The sequence below is a fragment of the Komagataeibacter xylinus genome (assembly GCF_004302915.1).
GTDB lineage: Bacteria > Pseudomonadota > Alphaproteobacteria > Acetobacterales > Acetobacteraceae > Komagataeibacter > Komagataeibacter xylinus_C.
On the sequence record NZ_QQBI01000006.1, the window covers coordinates 1 to 12,874 of the forward strand.

A 12,874-nucleotide genomic window follows, 5' to 3' on the forward strand; every position below is an offset into this window, starting at 1 on the left:
TTGTCATCCCACCAACCCCAAGCCATAAAAAACGGGAACTCTCCTTTTGAGTGGATACAAAAAGGGGGGCACGTCACTCCTGATGCCCTGCAGGACATAATCGTCCGACGCCAGATGGCCGAAAGCGCCGTGCTGAATGCCCTGCCGCGCCAGGGCGCAGGCATTGCCCTGCTCATGTCCGAACGCCGCGCCCTGCGCGCCGCCACGGCCGAACTCAACCGGCAGATGGATGCAGAGGAAGCGGAGCTCGCCCGCATCGCCCGCCGCCATGTGTCCCGCCACCTGACCAGCACCGGGCGAGGTGTGGCATGACGCAGGACTTCACGCCCATTCCGCCTGGTCATCTGGTCGGCCTGCTGTCCGATACGGACCAGAGCGCAGCCATCAATGTCTATCAGCAGTTCCACACCAATTTTATGGCTGCCGAAACCTACAGGCATCAGGGCAGCCTGCAGGCAGCCCGTTACACCGCCCGCATTGCCGATGCCCGCCTCGAGGACCTCGAGCGGCTCATCATGGCCCCGTTCATGGCCGAAGGCCCCGAGATCGAGGCCGACCTGTACCGCAAGGCACAGGCGGGGAGGGTGCAGTCGTGACCGAAGCCCCGATCAAGCTGACCAGGCGCGGGCAGGAAATGCTGGCCAAGATCCGTACCCGCGCCCTGCACGACGCCCTGCGTGATCAGGAAAAGCCGCCCACCATCGATGCGGTCCTGACCGCGCTGCTGATTCAGGTCACTGCAGGCCACGGGCTCATGGCCGATGTGGTGGCGCAACTGGTGAACAGGGAAGGGGACATCACCATCCCGCCCGAAACCCAGCTGGTGCAGCTGGCCTGCGAGGTTCTGGCGCGCGAGGTTCATGTCACGCCTGAACACAGGCGCAACGGCATCACGTATTCGAGCGGCCATTATGACCGGGCAGAGTGGATTGGCGCCCTCATGGATGCCGACTACAGCATGCCCCGCCTCGATACGGCGGAAATACTGGGGGAAATGTCGGGCGATCAGTTGCGCGCCCTCTCTCTTCTGGTCGCGAAACGCGCCGACATGCCCACCAAAGTGGGTGAACTGCGCGAATGGCTGGTTGGCAAGCTGCCCGACTGGCAGCCCGTTGTCTTCCATGCACCCGGGCCGCCCCGCGCGCCTTTCCGCGTAGGAGAGGAAGCATGATCCAGATCCCCGCTGACCAGGTCGACCGCATCCGCGATCATCTGCCCACCATGCCGGAAGTCATGGCCTGCACGCTGCTGTGCTGCGTGGTGTGGGGCGGCGTTGCCCTGATCGTGCTGGAGGCGCTGCCATGATGGAAACCCGCCAGCTCGATCTTGTCGACTACCTTGCAGGCATCACCGCGCCGCCCGCAGTGGCACCGCAGGAAAACCCGCTGGACCTGCTGCCACGCCGCCCCAAGGCATGGGAGCGCATGGTTGCCCACGTTCCTGCCGAGGATGTCCGCATCAGTATCTCCACGACCTGGACCCGGGTTGTGATGGAGCAACTGCGCGAGGACGGGCGCGGTGACCTGCTGTTCGCCAGCGGCAAGATCAGATCCGACGACGTGCCGCCCGACCTCATCTGGCCTGAGCCCTGCCGCCTGATCCTGATGACAGCCACCAGCGCCGCTCGCATTCACGAACGCTGGTGCCTGGAGGAAGCCCCCGGCACCGGCCTCACCAACACCTTCCGCTTTGCCCAGCAGCAGCACGCTGACCGGGCAACCGTGTCGCAGCAGCTGCGCGCGCTGGCACAGGAGCAGTCATGACCGAGACGAAGATAGAAGCACCGATGTATCTGCTTCCAGGACGGTTGACCCCGCAGCAGGAGCACCATGCTCAGGCGACGGTAATGGATCTCTATGGCAGTGATATCACCTTTACGGAGTTTCACGCCTATATGGCTGCCATCGCCACGCCCATCCAGCCGTGCGCAGATGTGGAGACGGCATGCTGGATCACTCCCGGCCGTATCGCATTTTTGCGCGATCAGCGGATCAATCCGAGCGCTGCATATGCATCTGCAGGTGCAACACCTACCTCTACCGCGCCAGATGACGTTGCCCTTGTTCGCCGCACCGACATGGAGGCGCAGATTAATGCGCTGAACATGAAGATCACGCAGCTCAAAAGCTGTCTGGCCAATATCCGCGCAACCTGCCTGCAGGCAGCCGAGGGACCGACACCAGCCAACAGTATGGTCGCTGCCGGTATACGGACCATGCACTTGGCCGATGTAGCCCTGAATGGGGAGGGACGGGTTTGAGCGACCTCACCAGTCATCCGATCCTGCAGGGCCTCGAGTTCGGGCGCGAGATCTACAGCATCGAGATCCACGGCAACGGCCGGGGCGAATATGTGGGCATCGTGCGCGAGGATGATGGCCCGTGCTGCATCGTATTCCGTGGCCCGCTGGTGACCGAGGGCGGCCGCAAGCTCATCCGCGCACGCGGCACGATGGCCTGGCCGAAGGAGGGCAGGGACAACGAATGACCGCAGCCCCAGCACACGCAATGGAAAAGCGCGTTGACGCGCACGCCATCGCCGAACGCACCGGCGTACCCCGCCGCACCATCCTCGCACTGGCCCAGCGCGGGGAAATCCCGGCCGCCAAGATTGGCCGCCGCTGGACATTCAGCCCCGCCCGCATCGAGGCATGGATCATTGAACAGGAGGCCCTTAATTGCCAAAGCCACCGCGTAGACAGCCGACCAAAAAACCGAAGAACTGCTTCCTACGCGGCGATACATGGTGGGCGGAAATCGTCGTTCGAGGTGAACGATACCGACACAGCCTATGCACAACTGATGCGCGGGAAGCGGAAAAGCGGATAAAGGCCCTGCGCCTGCGCCTCGAGCGCTCCGCCCTGGACGTACCGGGCGAGGAATCATGGAAGGCCGCCGTGGTGCGCTGGTCGACCGAGGGACTAGACGGCGTGAAGGACTCAGTCCGTACGCGCTACCTGTCCAGCATCCGCCGGTTTGACGAGCGCTTCGGCTCCCTGCTAGTGGCTTCCATCACCACGCGCGACATTGCCGACTGGATCAGCGACCGCAAGCGCATCGGCTCGGTCAGGCTGCACGGGGAGGGGAAGCAGATTTCCAACGCCTCCATCCAGCGTGACCTGACCGCCCTTTCGCGCCTGCTGAGCTTCTGCTGCTCGATCGGCTGGCGCACCGACAATCCGGTCCAGGCTTTCGACCGCACGATCATCCGTGAGCGGCGCGAGCCAAAGCGGCCGCCCACGCGCCGGGAAATCCAGACGGCCATCGATGCGGCCCCGCCCGGCATCGCGGGCATCCTGACCCTGCTGGCCGAGACCGGCATGCGGATGAATGAGGCCGTGATGCTCGAGCGCTGGCAGGTGGACAGCCCCAAGCGCCAGATCCTGCTCACCAAAACCAAGACCAGCAGGCCACGCACCATCAGCTGGCATACGCCCGGCGGCAATGCCACCCAGGCGCTGGAGCAGGGGGCGGCCACGGGCTTTCTCTACACGAGCGGCACCACAGGCAAGCCGTTCGCCAATTTCTCATCCAACCATGCCCAGATCATGCGGCGCATCCAGCGTGACAACCCGCTGTTCCGGCGCTTTGGGGTGCATGACCTGCGGCATGCCTTCGCTGTGCGCTGGCTGAAGGAAGGAGGGAATATCTATCGCCTGTCCCGCCACCTTGGACACAGTTCCGTGAAGGTGACCGAACAGAACTATCTGGGCTTCCTGACCGTGGAAGAGCAGGAGCGGGTCCAGTTCCAAGCGGAGCAGATTTTTGAAGGGGTCCCCACAAAATCCCCCACAGTGGCCTGAAAAACCGTCCAGAAACGACCAAAGCGCCCCGTGGGGCGCTTGGCTATTTCTCGTTTATTTACAAGAAGTTCTGGCGGAGGGGAAGGGATTCGAACCCTCGATACGACTTGACATCGTATAACGGTTTAGCAAACCGCCGCCTTCAGCCACTCGGCCACCCCTCCGCCGAAGAGCGCGCATTATAAGTAACACGGCGTTTGCAGGGCTGCTTCTAGCGTGTTGTCGCAACCCTGCATAGCCCTAAAATACGTTAAAGCCCGTTTTTACAGAACTTTTTTCAGGGCTTCGTTCACCATGGCCGGATTGGCCTTGCCAGCCATGGCTTTCATCACCTGGCCCACAAAAAAGCCGAACAGCCGGTCCTTGCCACCACGGTATTCTTCCACCTTGTCGGCGTTACGGGCCATGACATCGGCTACAGCGGCGTCAATCGCGCCAGTGTCGGTCACCTGCTTCAGGCCCTTGCGCTCCACAATGGCAGCCGCGCTGTCGCCAGTCTCGAGCATGTCCTCGAACACCTCCTTGGCGATCTTGCCATTGATGGTCTTGTCGGACACCAGATCCAGCATGCCCCCCAGTGCCGCAGCCGAGATCGGGCTGTCGGTAATGGTGCGGCCGGTGCGGTTGAGCGCACCAAACAGGTCACCCGTTACCCAGTTGGCAGCAAGGCGGGCATCACGGCCCTTGGCCACTTCCTCGTAATAATCGGCAATGGCCTGCTCGGCCACCAGCACGCTGGCGTCGTAGCGAGGAATGCCATATTCCTTGACGAAGCGGTCGCGCTTGTCATCCGGCAACTCCGGCAGGCCACGCTCAAGCGCGTCCACCCATTCCTGTTCCACAACCAGCGGCAACAGGTCAGGGTCGGGGAAGTAGCGGTAATCATGCGCGTCTTCCTTGCTGCGCAGCGAGCGGGTCTCGTTGCGCGAGGGGTCGAACAGGCGGGTTTCCTGATCCACTTCGCCGCCATCTTCCCATACCTCGATCTGGCGCGTGGCCTCGACCTCGATGGCGTGCATGACATAGCGGATCGAGTTGACGTTCTTGATCTCGCAGCGCGTACGGAACGGTTCGCCCGCCTTGCGCACCGACACGTTCACATCGGCACGCATGGAGCCTTCCTCCATGTTGCCATCGCACGTGCCCAGGTAACGCAGGATCTGGCGCAGCTTGCGCAGGTAGGCACCAGCCTCCTCGGGGCAGCGGATGTCGGGCTCGCTCACGATCTCCATCAGCGCCACGCCAGCGCGGTTGAGGTCGATGAAGGAGCGGGCAGGGTCCTGGTCGTGCATGGACTTGCCCGCATCCTGCTCCATATGCAGGCGCGTGATGCCGATATGGCGCACGGTGCCATCGGCCAGTTCGATCTCGACCGTGCCTTCACCCACAATCGGATGGGTGAACTGGCTGATCTGGTAGCCCGTGGGCAGGTCGGCATAGAAGTAGTTCTTGCGGTCGAACCGGCTTTCCAGATTGATACGCGCGCGCAGGCCGAGCCCCGTGCGGATGGCCTGGGCCACACATTCCTGGTTCAGCACCGGCAGCATACCCGGAAAGCCCGCATCGACCAGGCTCACATGCGTGTTCGGCTCACCGCCATAGGATGCCGACGCACCGGAAAACAGCTTGGAATGGCTGATGACCTGCGCATGGACCTCAAGGCCCACCACGATTTCCCACGCGCCGGTCTTGCCTTCGATCGTGTAGGTCATTTCGCGGCCTCCGCACGGATGGCAGGACGGTGGGTGAAGCCTGCGGCACTTTCCAAAGCATTGCCGGTGGCCAGCAGGGTTTCCTCGTCAAACGGGCGACCGATAAGCTGCAGGCCCAGCGGCAGGCCGGTAGCACCCAGCCCCACGGGTACGGACATGGCAGGCATGCCAGCCATGGAGGCAGGCACGGTGAAAATATCGTTCAGGTACATCTGGACCGGATCATCACTCTGTTCACCCTGCGCGAAGGCAGGGGTGGGTGCTGTGGGGGTGAGCAGCACATCCACCTTTCCGAACGCCTCGGTAAAGTCGCGGCGGATGAGGGTGCGCACCTTCTGGGCCTTCAGGTAATAGGCATCGTAATAGCCAGCCGAGAGCACGTAGGTGCCCATCATGATGCGGCGACGCACTTCTGGGCCGAAACCCGCGCGGCGGGTGGCTTCGTACATGGCATCGAGCGTATCACCCGGCACGCGCTCGCCAAAGCGCAGGCCATCGTAGCGGGCGAGGTTGGACGAGCATTCAGCCGGGGCCACAATATAATAGGTGGCAAGGCCGTATTTCGTGTGGGGCAGCGACACATCCACAATCTCGCAGCCTGCCGCCTTGAGCCATTCGATGCCCTGCTGCCACGCCGCCGCGATCTCGGCGGAGAGGCCCTCGGCGCGGTATTCGGCGGGAATGCCCACCTTCAGCCCCTTGAGGCTGCGACCTATGGCGGCGGAATAATCCGGCACGTCGCAATTGACGCTGGTGCTGTCACGCTCGTCAAAACCGGCCATGGACTGGAGCATGATGGCGCAGTCGCGCACGCTGCGCGCCATGGGGCCTGCCTGATCGAGCGACGAGGCATAGGCAATGGTGCCAAACCGGCTGCACCTTCCATAGGTGGGCTTGAGCCCCACAATGCCGCAATAGGCGGCCGGCTGGCGGATGGACCCGCCGGTATCGGTGCCGGTAGCCCCCATGGCCAGCCCTGCGGCAACAGCCGCGGCCGACCCGCCCGATGAGCCACCGGGCACCAGCGCCGCATCATCGCCATTGCGCTTCCACGGGTTTTCAACCGGGCCGAAGGCGGAGGTGATGTTGGCCGACCCCATGGCGAATTCATCAAGGTTGGTCTTGCCCACGAACACCGCGCCATCGCGCAGCAGGTTGGCCGTGACCGTGCTTTCATAGGGGGGTACGAAGTTCTTGAGGATATTGCTCGCCGCCGTGGTCCGCACGCCATTGGTGCAGAACAGGTCCTTGATGCCCAGCGGGATGCCGGTCAGCGCACGGGCCTCGCCTTTGGCCAGCACGTCATCCGCCTGCTGCGCCGCCTTGAGTGCTTCATCGGCGGTGGTGGTGATATAGGCGTTCAGGCGCGGGTTGAGGGCGGCGATGGCGTCGGTATGCGCGCGCACCAGTTCCACGGCGCTGAATTTGCGCGCGCGCAGGCCACTGGCGGCATCGGCAATTGTCAGTTCGGTCAGGCTCATCTTATTCAACAACCTTGGGCACGGTATAGAAGGGGCCAACGCCATCGGGCGCGTTGGACAGCACGGCATCACGGCAGTTGCCATCGGTCACCACGTCCGGCCGCGTGCGCAGGGCGGCATGGCCCGTGCCGACCATGGGGGTTACCCCCTCGACATCGACCTCGTTCAACTGCTCGACCCAGCCGAGGATCCCGTTAAGCTCCCCTTGCAGGGCGGGAACATCAGACTCGTCAATACCAATCCGTGCCAGTCTGGCAATGCGGCGGACGGTCGCGGGATCAAGCGACATGAAGCAATAACTTTCCATCAGAACAGGGGCAGAATATCCTGCGGCGCAGGACCGCTGAGGAACATACCCCCGACCATGCCCCTGTTCAACATATCCGATCTCCGTGCAGGCCTGCGCCGCGACCAGCGCCTGCTTGGCCTTGACCCCGGCAAAAAGACGATCGGCATCGCCCTGTCTGACGTGGGCCTGATGCTCGCCTCCCCGCATATGGGGCTCAGGCGTGGAAAACTGTCAGTCAACGCGGCTGAAATCAGCAAGATCGCCCGCACGCAGGATGTGGGCGGCCTGGTGGTGGGCCTGCCGCTTTCGCTTGATGGCAGCTTTGGCCCCGCAGCCCAAGCCGCGCGGGACTGGACGCTGAACCTGTCCGACATGACCGGCCTGCCTGCGGCGATGTGGGATGAGCGGCTTTCCTCCTCCGCCGTGAACCGCTTCCTCATTGCCGAGGCCGACATGACGCGCCAGCGCCGGGGCGAGGTGGTGGACCAGATGGCGGCGGCCTACATCCTGCAGGCCGCCCTTGATGCGTCGGTGCCGCAAGGGTAGGGGCACTTTCGAATTCGTGATGGCATGACTGGATTGTGCCAAAACCGGACCCCACCGGTGCGGGGGCTGCTATGCTGGCCTCCACCACCGGCGCGCACCGGGACGTGACCCCTCCCAAACGCTTCTTTCGCCGGACCCATGTTGCATAAACAAGGATGCCCGGCCATGCGCCTGCCACACCTGCCGTACCTTCATATCCATGTGCATGACCGCCCGCTGGCAGGCGACCCGCACCCGCACAACCTGTTTCACTGGAAGCTGTATTTCTGCGAGGCGATCGCCACCGCCATCCTCATGATCCTTGGCCTGAGTGCCGTCATCCTGCTCAGCGCGCCCGCCAGCCCGCTCGGCGCGGTGCTCATGCACCATCCCTATATCCAGACCGCGCTGTGTGGGCTGTGCTTTGGCCTGTCGGGCACGGCGGCGGCCATGACGCCGTTCGGCAAGGTCAGCGGGGCGCATATCAACCCTTCCGTTACGCTGGCGTTCTCGCTGGCCAGGCGCATCGGCGGGGTTGATGCGCTCAACTACATGATCGCACAGGTGATCGGCGCGTTTATCGGCACGGCGGTGGTGTATGAAGCGGGCAGGCTGATCGCCTGGTGGGGCAACATGGCCGTGGCGGTGCATTATGGCGCGACCGTGCCCTATGGCCAGATTTCAATCTGGTGGGCCATGTGGTCGGAAATGTTCGTGACCGCGGCGCTGATCGCCATGCTGTACTGGCTGGCCGCCCATCCGCGGTGGAAGTTCATCACCCCCTGGTCGGGGGGGCTGTTCTTTCTCGTGCTCAACCCGGTTACGGCATGGCTGTCGGGCAACAGCGTCAATTTTGCGCGCACGCTGGCCCCGGCGCTGTTTGCCGGGCAATGGTCGGGGCTGTGGGTTTACGTGGTGGGGCCCTTCGCCGGGGCGTCGCTTGCGGTCATGGCCATCCGCATGAACCTTTTGGGCAAGCTGCACCTGCTTGAGGCACGACTGGTCAATTTTGGCCATCATGGCCGCGTGCCAGGGCTCGATGACCCGCACCGCAAGCTCAACCACCCCGATGATCCCGACCATGTGCCCCCCGGCGCGGGGCCAGCCTGAACCCGCAGGCCCGCGCAAGGCGCAACCCACACGTGACATATTCCGTTATTTTGCTACGGGGGGATTAGCGGCCATAGTGCCGCGCCGCCATGCCTGCCATGGGCTGCCAAGGGAGAGTGCATAAGAATGAAGCGTTTTTTCAACACGCGCGAAACCGTTGTCACCGAAGCGCTGGACGGGTTCCTGCGCTCAAGCGCGGGCCATCACCTGTGCCGCCTGGATGGCTACCCCGATACCTGCGTGATCATGCGCCGCGAGATCGACCGCCGTGAGGTTTCGGTCATTTCGGGTGGCGGGTCGGGGCATGAGCCTGCGCATGCGGGCTTTGTCGGGCATGGCATGCTGACCGCGGCGGTGTGTGGCGCGCTGTTCGCCTCTCCCTGCGTTGATGCGATCCTGGCCGCGATCCTGGCCGCGATCCTGGCCACGACGGGGGAGGCAGGCTGCCTGCTGGTGGTCAAGAACTACACGGGCGACCGGCTGAACTTTGGCCTCGCCGCCGAGCGCGCCCGCGCATTGGGCAAGAAGGTGGAAATGGTGACCGTGGGCGATGACATCGCCCTGCCGGATTCAACCACCCCGCGCGGCGTGGCAGGCACGGTGCTGGCGCACAAGCTGGCGGGCTATGGCGCGGCACAGGGCTGGTCCCTGGAGCATGTGACCGAATTCGTGCGCGACGGCACCAAGCGCATGCGCACCATCGGCCTGGCGCTGGAGGACTGCAACCCCTATGAGCCCGCCCGCGCCAGCCGCCTGGCTGCCGAGCAGGCCGAGCTTGGCCTTGGCATTCATGGCGAGCCGGGCGCACAGCGCATTGCCTTGGCGGCCGCCAATGACCTGATGGCACTGGCCGCCCGCACGCTGGAGGCCAGCCTGCCCACAACCGTGCGCAATACCCGCTTCGCCCTCGTGCTCAACAACCTTGGCACCGTGCCAGAGGTGGAAATGGCGCTGCTGCTCGAAGCCTTCAGCCACACGCCACTGGCCCGCCGCATCTCGCACGTGATCGGCCCGGCACCCCTCATGACGGCGCTGGACATGAACGGCTTCTCGCTCACCCTCATCGAGCTTGACGAGGCCATCACCACTGCCCTGCAGGCCCCCGCCCAGCCACGTGCATGGCCCGGCATCACCACATTCGGCAGCCCCAGCGTGGCCCCCATGCCCGCCATGCCCGAGGCGTTTCCCTTCACGCCCAGCCATGACCCGACTGTCGCCAGCCTGCTGGCGCGGGGCGCTGAAGTGCTGGTGGCCAACGAGGCCGCGCTGAATGAACTCGATGGCAAGATCGGCGATGGCGATGCGGGCTCCACCTTCGCCAGCGCTGCGCGTGACATCACCGCCGTGCGCGACCGCCTGCCCATGAACGACCCGCACCAGCTCATGGCCACCATCGGCAATATCCTGACCCAGCATGCCGGTGGCTCGAGCGGGGTGCTGTTTGCCATCATGTTCTCGGCGGCAGGCCACAGCAGGCAGCCCTGGCAGCAGGCCCTGCGCGAAGGGCTGGCCCATATGATGGAATGCGGCGGCGCCAGGCCGGGCGACCGCACCATGATCGATGCGCTTTACCCCGCCCTGGAAGCGCTGGCCAATGCCGGCACGCTGCAACAGGCAGCCCTCGCCGCGCGCAAGGGCGCCGATGCCACCACCACCATGGACAGCGCCCGCGCGGGCCGCGCTGCCTACGTGCCCAGCGAGCATGTGCGCAACGTGCCCGACCCCGGCGCCGAGGCCGTGGCCCGCCTGCTTGAAGGGCTGGCGGCTGGCTGAAACACCATGCGGGACGCTCTTTGAGGGGCCTTCCCGCACAGGGCTACGGGGCAGGGGCGACGCTGGGCCATGATGGCCATGCCATTGGCCCAGATGGCGGCGGTGCAAGCCTTTTCTGGCGGGCAGCGAACGTGTCGTTCCAGTCCCAGCTTTGCATGAGCGCAGCACGTCCTGGAACTTGCCGGAGTGGGATGACACGGTCCGCAGATGACAAAAAGATTGCCTGCATCCCATCCTTTGAGCAGGCCAGCAGGCGCGTGAGAACCATCCCCCGTGCCGCCCCGGCGGGGGCCATCAATGCGGGCGGGAAAACAGGCAGGGCGGGTGGCCCATCCTGACGTATGGCCACCCCAACCAGCAATCAGGCTTTTCTGACGAATTCGGATTTGAGGTTTATTGCACCGATACCCGCGATCTTGCAGGCAATATTGTGCCCGTCCGTGCCATCGACCAGACGGATGCCCTTCACCTTGGTACCCCCCTTGATCACGGAAGAGGCTCCCTTGATCTTGAGGTCCTTGGTCACCGTAACACTATCGCCATCGGCCAGTACGTTGCCATTGGCATCGCGGATCTCGCCGGAGCCATCTGCACCACCTGCCGGCCTGTCGTTCGGGTTCCATTCACACCCGCATTCCGGGCAGGTCCACAGGCTGCCATCGGGGTAGACATGTTCGCACCCGCATTCGGGGCATTTGAGGTCGTTTTCCATGATTATCCTTACTGTCTGGGCCCATGCCCATAAAGCATGCGTGCCCCGACAGGAAGGATATGGATCATGCAGGGGTGATTTTGTGGTTGCAGCCAACCCCGAAGGGGCAGGGGAGGCACGTCCCTTATTGCTGGGGCGCCGTGCCGCCATGGGTGCTCACGCCGGGGCCACCGCCATCATCGGAGCCACCACCGGCGGGCTTGGGTTTGTCGCACCCGGCAAGGCAGGTCAGGACGGCCGCAGCCATCATCATCCGCGCAAGGTTTCGCATTGGTTTTCTCCTCTCCAGCTGTTCTGGCTTTCAAGAGGGGTAAACCGCCGGACCGCGCCACGGTTGCGTATGAAAACGGGGCAGCGCTGCGCCAGCAGGCCTGCGGCGCACATCTCGCGCATGCGCATGCAGCAACGATGGCGGTGCTGGAAGGAAGGATATTCCATCCGGTGCCTGTCCGTCTGTTCGAGGCTGTTCTAGCGGACAGCCTGCTTGCGGAAAAAACGCTCGACAGCCAGCATGCCAAGCAACAGCGCGACGCCAAAGCCTTCGCGTGTATGGTCGATGAGGTAACGCATAACGGCCTCCTCCATTTGGCTTGTCAGCTTCATACTGACGCATCATCGGCGCCAGCGGTAGTAAAAACGCACACATCGCTCTTCACGATATGGAACTGATCGCACAGGCCAGCCGGGTGTTGCGCATGCAGGACCGATTTTTTTCTTTTCCCGCCGCCCAAGTTTAAAAAACCAATTAAAGAAGTTTTTGGTGAAGCTTTTTCAAAAAGCTTCAAAAGACACCGCCTGTCCGAAAGCAGGACGTTTTTAAGAACACGTCAGGACATAACCTTGCCAGTGCCCCGCACGACGGCATAGGAAAAAGGTCATGTCATGCTCCCTGCCGTACAACCCCGCCCGTTCCATGCGCCCTTCCACCCGCCACAGGGCAGGGGGCATGCCATGACCCGCATTTTCATTGATGCCGATGCCTGCCCGGTGCGCGACGAGACCTATCGCGTCGCACTGCGCTACGGGCTGCATACCTTTGTCGTCTCGAACAGCGTGCTGGCCGTGCCGGCCTCGCCCCTGATCGAGCGCGTGGTGGTAACACAGGGCATGGACGTGGCTGATGACTGGATTGCCGGGCATGCCGCTGCGCATGACATTGTCATATCAGCCGATATTCCGCTGGCCGCGCGCTGTGTCGCGCGCGGGGCCTGCGTGCTCGACCCCAAGGGCCGCATTCTTGATGATAACGCCATCGGCATGGCGCTGGCCGTGCGCAACCTCATGACCGACCTGCGTGATACCGGCGTCATAACCCAGAGCAATCGCGGCTTTACCCGCGCTGACCGCTCCACATTTCTTTCCGCACTTGATACCGCCGTGGTCAAGGCCCGCAAACGCGCGGCAGGGCACGGGCGGCCGCTGCCTGTTGTGCCACCTACAACATGATTGTGGCAGGCGCGTAAAAAAAGC

At 63.6% G+C, this 12,874-nt stretch carries 19 protein-coding genes and 1 tRNA gene; 14 read left to right on the top strand and 6 right to left on the bottom strand.

Translation table 11 applies throughout. The annotated features are described in order from the left end of the window. The first annotated feature begins 114 nt into the window (after window positions 1-114). The 9 genes from DV027_RS05450 (at window position 115) to DV027_RS05485 (ending at window position 3,802) form a co-directional block, all read left to right on the top strand. On the top strand, window positions 115-312 hold the full coding sequence (locus tag DV027_RS05450; RefSeq protein ID WP_242621742.1) for a hypothetical protein: 198 nt from the start codon (window positions 115-117) through the stop codon (window positions 310-312). Then, a complete protein-coding gene (locus DV027_RS05455) occupies window positions 309-596 on the top strand; it encodes a hypothetical protein (protein ID WP_130730902.1) in 288 nt (95 codons plus the stop codon). The genes DV027_RS05450 and DV027_RS05455 overlap by 4 nt, the downstream gene beginning before the upstream one ends. Further along, window positions 593-1,171, top strand: coding sequence for a chromosome partitioning protein (locus DV027_RS05460; protein WP_130730903.1), 579 nt, complete (start codon window positions 593-595; stop codon window positions 1,169-1,171). The genes DV027_RS05455 and DV027_RS05460 overlap by 4 nt, the downstream gene beginning before the upstream one ends. Further along, window positions 1,168-1,305 (top strand): hypothetical protein, encoded by a 138-nt coding sequence (locus DV027_RS17410; protein ID WP_165399116.1) that lies wholly within the window; start codon window positions 1,168-1,170, stop codon window positions 1,303-1,305. The genes DV027_RS05460 and DV027_RS17410 overlap by 4 nt, the downstream gene beginning before the upstream one ends. Beyond that, the gene (locus tag DV027_RS05465; protein WP_242621743.1) at window positions 1,302-1,763 is read left to right on the top strand and encodes a hypothetical protein; all 462 of its coding nucleotides are present in this window, start codon (window positions 1,302-1,304) and stop codon (window positions 1,761-1,763) included. The genes DV027_RS17410 and DV027_RS05465 overlap by 4 nt, the downstream gene beginning before the upstream one ends. Next, complete coding sequence (locus DV027_RS05470; protein WP_130730904.1) at window positions 1,760-2,260, top strand: hypothetical protein; 501 nt, start codon at window positions 1,760-1,762, stop codon at window positions 2,258-2,260. The genes DV027_RS05465 and DV027_RS05470 overlap by 4 nt, the downstream gene beginning before the upstream one ends. Further along, a complete protein-coding gene (locus DV027_RS05475) occupies window positions 2,257-2,487 on the top strand; it encodes a hypothetical protein (protein WP_130730905.1) in 231 nt (76 codons plus the stop codon). Before DV027_RS05470 ends, DV027_RS05475 begins: the two co-directional genes overlap by 4 nt. Continuing rightward, on the top strand, window positions 2,484-2,828 hold the full coding sequence (locus DV027_RS05480; RefSeq protein ID WP_207303423.1) for a helix-turn-helix domain-containing protein: 345 nt from the start codon (window positions 2,484-2,486) through the stop codon (window positions 2,826-2,828). The genes DV027_RS05475 and DV027_RS05480 overlap by 4 nt, the downstream gene beginning before the upstream one ends. A 68-nt stretch (window positions 2,829-2,896) precedes the next feature. After that, window positions 2,897-3,802, top strand: coding sequence for a tyrosine-type recombinase/integrase (locus DV027_RS05485; protein ID WP_242621744.1), 906 nt, complete (start codon window positions 2,897-2,899; stop codon window positions 3,800-3,802). Between the two features lie 71 nt (window positions 3,803-3,873). Here the strand turns inward: DV027_RS05485 and DV027_RS05490 are convergent. The 4 genes from DV027_RS05490 to gatC form a co-directional block, all read right to left on the bottom strand. Continuing rightward, window positions 3,874-3,966 (bottom strand) — tRNA-Ser (locus DV027_RS05490). A gap of 99 nt (window positions 3,967-4,065) precedes the next feature. After that, window positions 4,066-5,514 carry an Asp-tRNA(Asn)/Glu-tRNA(Gln) amidotransferase subunit GatB gene (gatB, locus tag DV027_RS05495; RefSeq protein WP_130730906.1) on the bottom strand — a complete coding sequence of 483 codons (1,449 nt, stop codon included), beginning with the start codon at window positions 5,512-5,514 and terminating at the stop codon, window positions 4,066-4,068. Then, window positions 5,511-6,995, bottom strand: coding sequence for an Asp-tRNA(Asn)/Glu-tRNA(Gln) amidotransferase subunit GatA (gene gatA / locus DV027_RS05500; protein ID WP_130730907.1), 1,485 nt, complete (start codon window positions 6,993-6,995; stop codon window positions 5,511-5,513). Before gatA ends, gatB begins: the two co-directional genes overlap by 4 nt. Window position 6,996: 1 nt before the next feature. Then, complete coding sequence (gene gatC, locus DV027_RS05505; protein WP_078527604.1) at window positions 6,997-7,284, bottom strand: Asp-tRNA(Asn)/Glu-tRNA(Gln) amidotransferase subunit GatC; 288 nt, start codon at window positions 7,282-7,284, stop codon at window positions 6,997-6,999. Window positions 7,285-7,359: 75 nt separating this feature from the next. Between gatC and ruvX the strand changes: the two genes are divergently transcribed. From ruvX to DV027_RS05520, 3 genes are all read left to right on the top strand, one after another. Then, complete coding sequence (gene ruvX, locus DV027_RS05510) at window positions 7,360-7,830, top strand: Holliday junction resolvase RuvX (RefSeq protein ID WP_130730908.1); 471 nt, start codon at window positions 7,360-7,362, stop codon at window positions 7,828-7,830. A 165-nt stretch (window positions 7,831-7,995) separates the two neighbouring features. Beyond that, complete coding sequence (locus DV027_RS05515; protein ID WP_130730909.1) at window positions 7,996-8,919, top strand: MIP/aquaporin family protein; 924 nt, start codon at window positions 7,996-7,998, stop codon at window positions 8,917-8,919. 126 nt (window positions 8,920-9,045) lie between these two features. Further along, window positions 9,046-10,692 (top strand): dihydroxyacetone kinase subunit DhaK, encoded by a 1,647-nt coding sequence (locus DV027_RS05520; protein WP_130730910.1) that lies wholly within the window; start codon window positions 9,046-9,048, stop codon window positions 10,690-10,692. Window positions 10,693-11,053: 361 nt separating this feature from the next. On the opposite strand, the gene DV027_RS05525 is transcribed toward DV027_RS05520, so the two are convergent. Together DV027_RS05525 and DV027_RS17415 are read right to left on the bottom strand one after the other, a co-directional pair. Further along, window positions 11,054-11,404: a zinc ribbon domain-containing protein YjdM gene (locus DV027_RS05525; RefSeq protein WP_130730911.1), complete on the bottom strand. Its 351-nt coding sequence runs from the start codon at window positions 11,402-11,404 to the stop codon at window positions 11,054-11,056. Window positions 11,405-11,528: 124 nt separating this feature from the next. After that, complete coding sequence (locus DV027_RS17415) at window positions 11,529-11,675, bottom strand: hypothetical protein (protein ID WP_165399117.1); 147 nt, start codon at window positions 11,673-11,675, stop codon at window positions 11,529-11,531. On the opposite strand from DV027_RS17415, the gene DV027_RS17420 reads away from it, so the two are divergent. Beyond that, window positions 11,675-12,073, top strand: coding sequence for a hypothetical protein (locus DV027_RS17420; RefSeq protein WP_165399115.1), 399 nt, complete (start codon window positions 11,675-11,677; stop codon window positions 12,071-12,073). The genes DV027_RS17415 and DV027_RS17420 overlap by 1 nt on opposite strands. A gap of 282 nt (window positions 12,074-12,355) precedes the next feature. Then, window positions 12,356-12,850 (top strand): YaiI/YqxD family protein, encoded by a 495-nt coding sequence (locus DV027_RS05535; protein ID WP_130731030.1) that lies wholly within the window; start codon window positions 12,356-12,358, stop codon window positions 12,848-12,850. The last annotated feature ends 24 nt before the right edge of the window (window positions 12,851-12,874 follow it).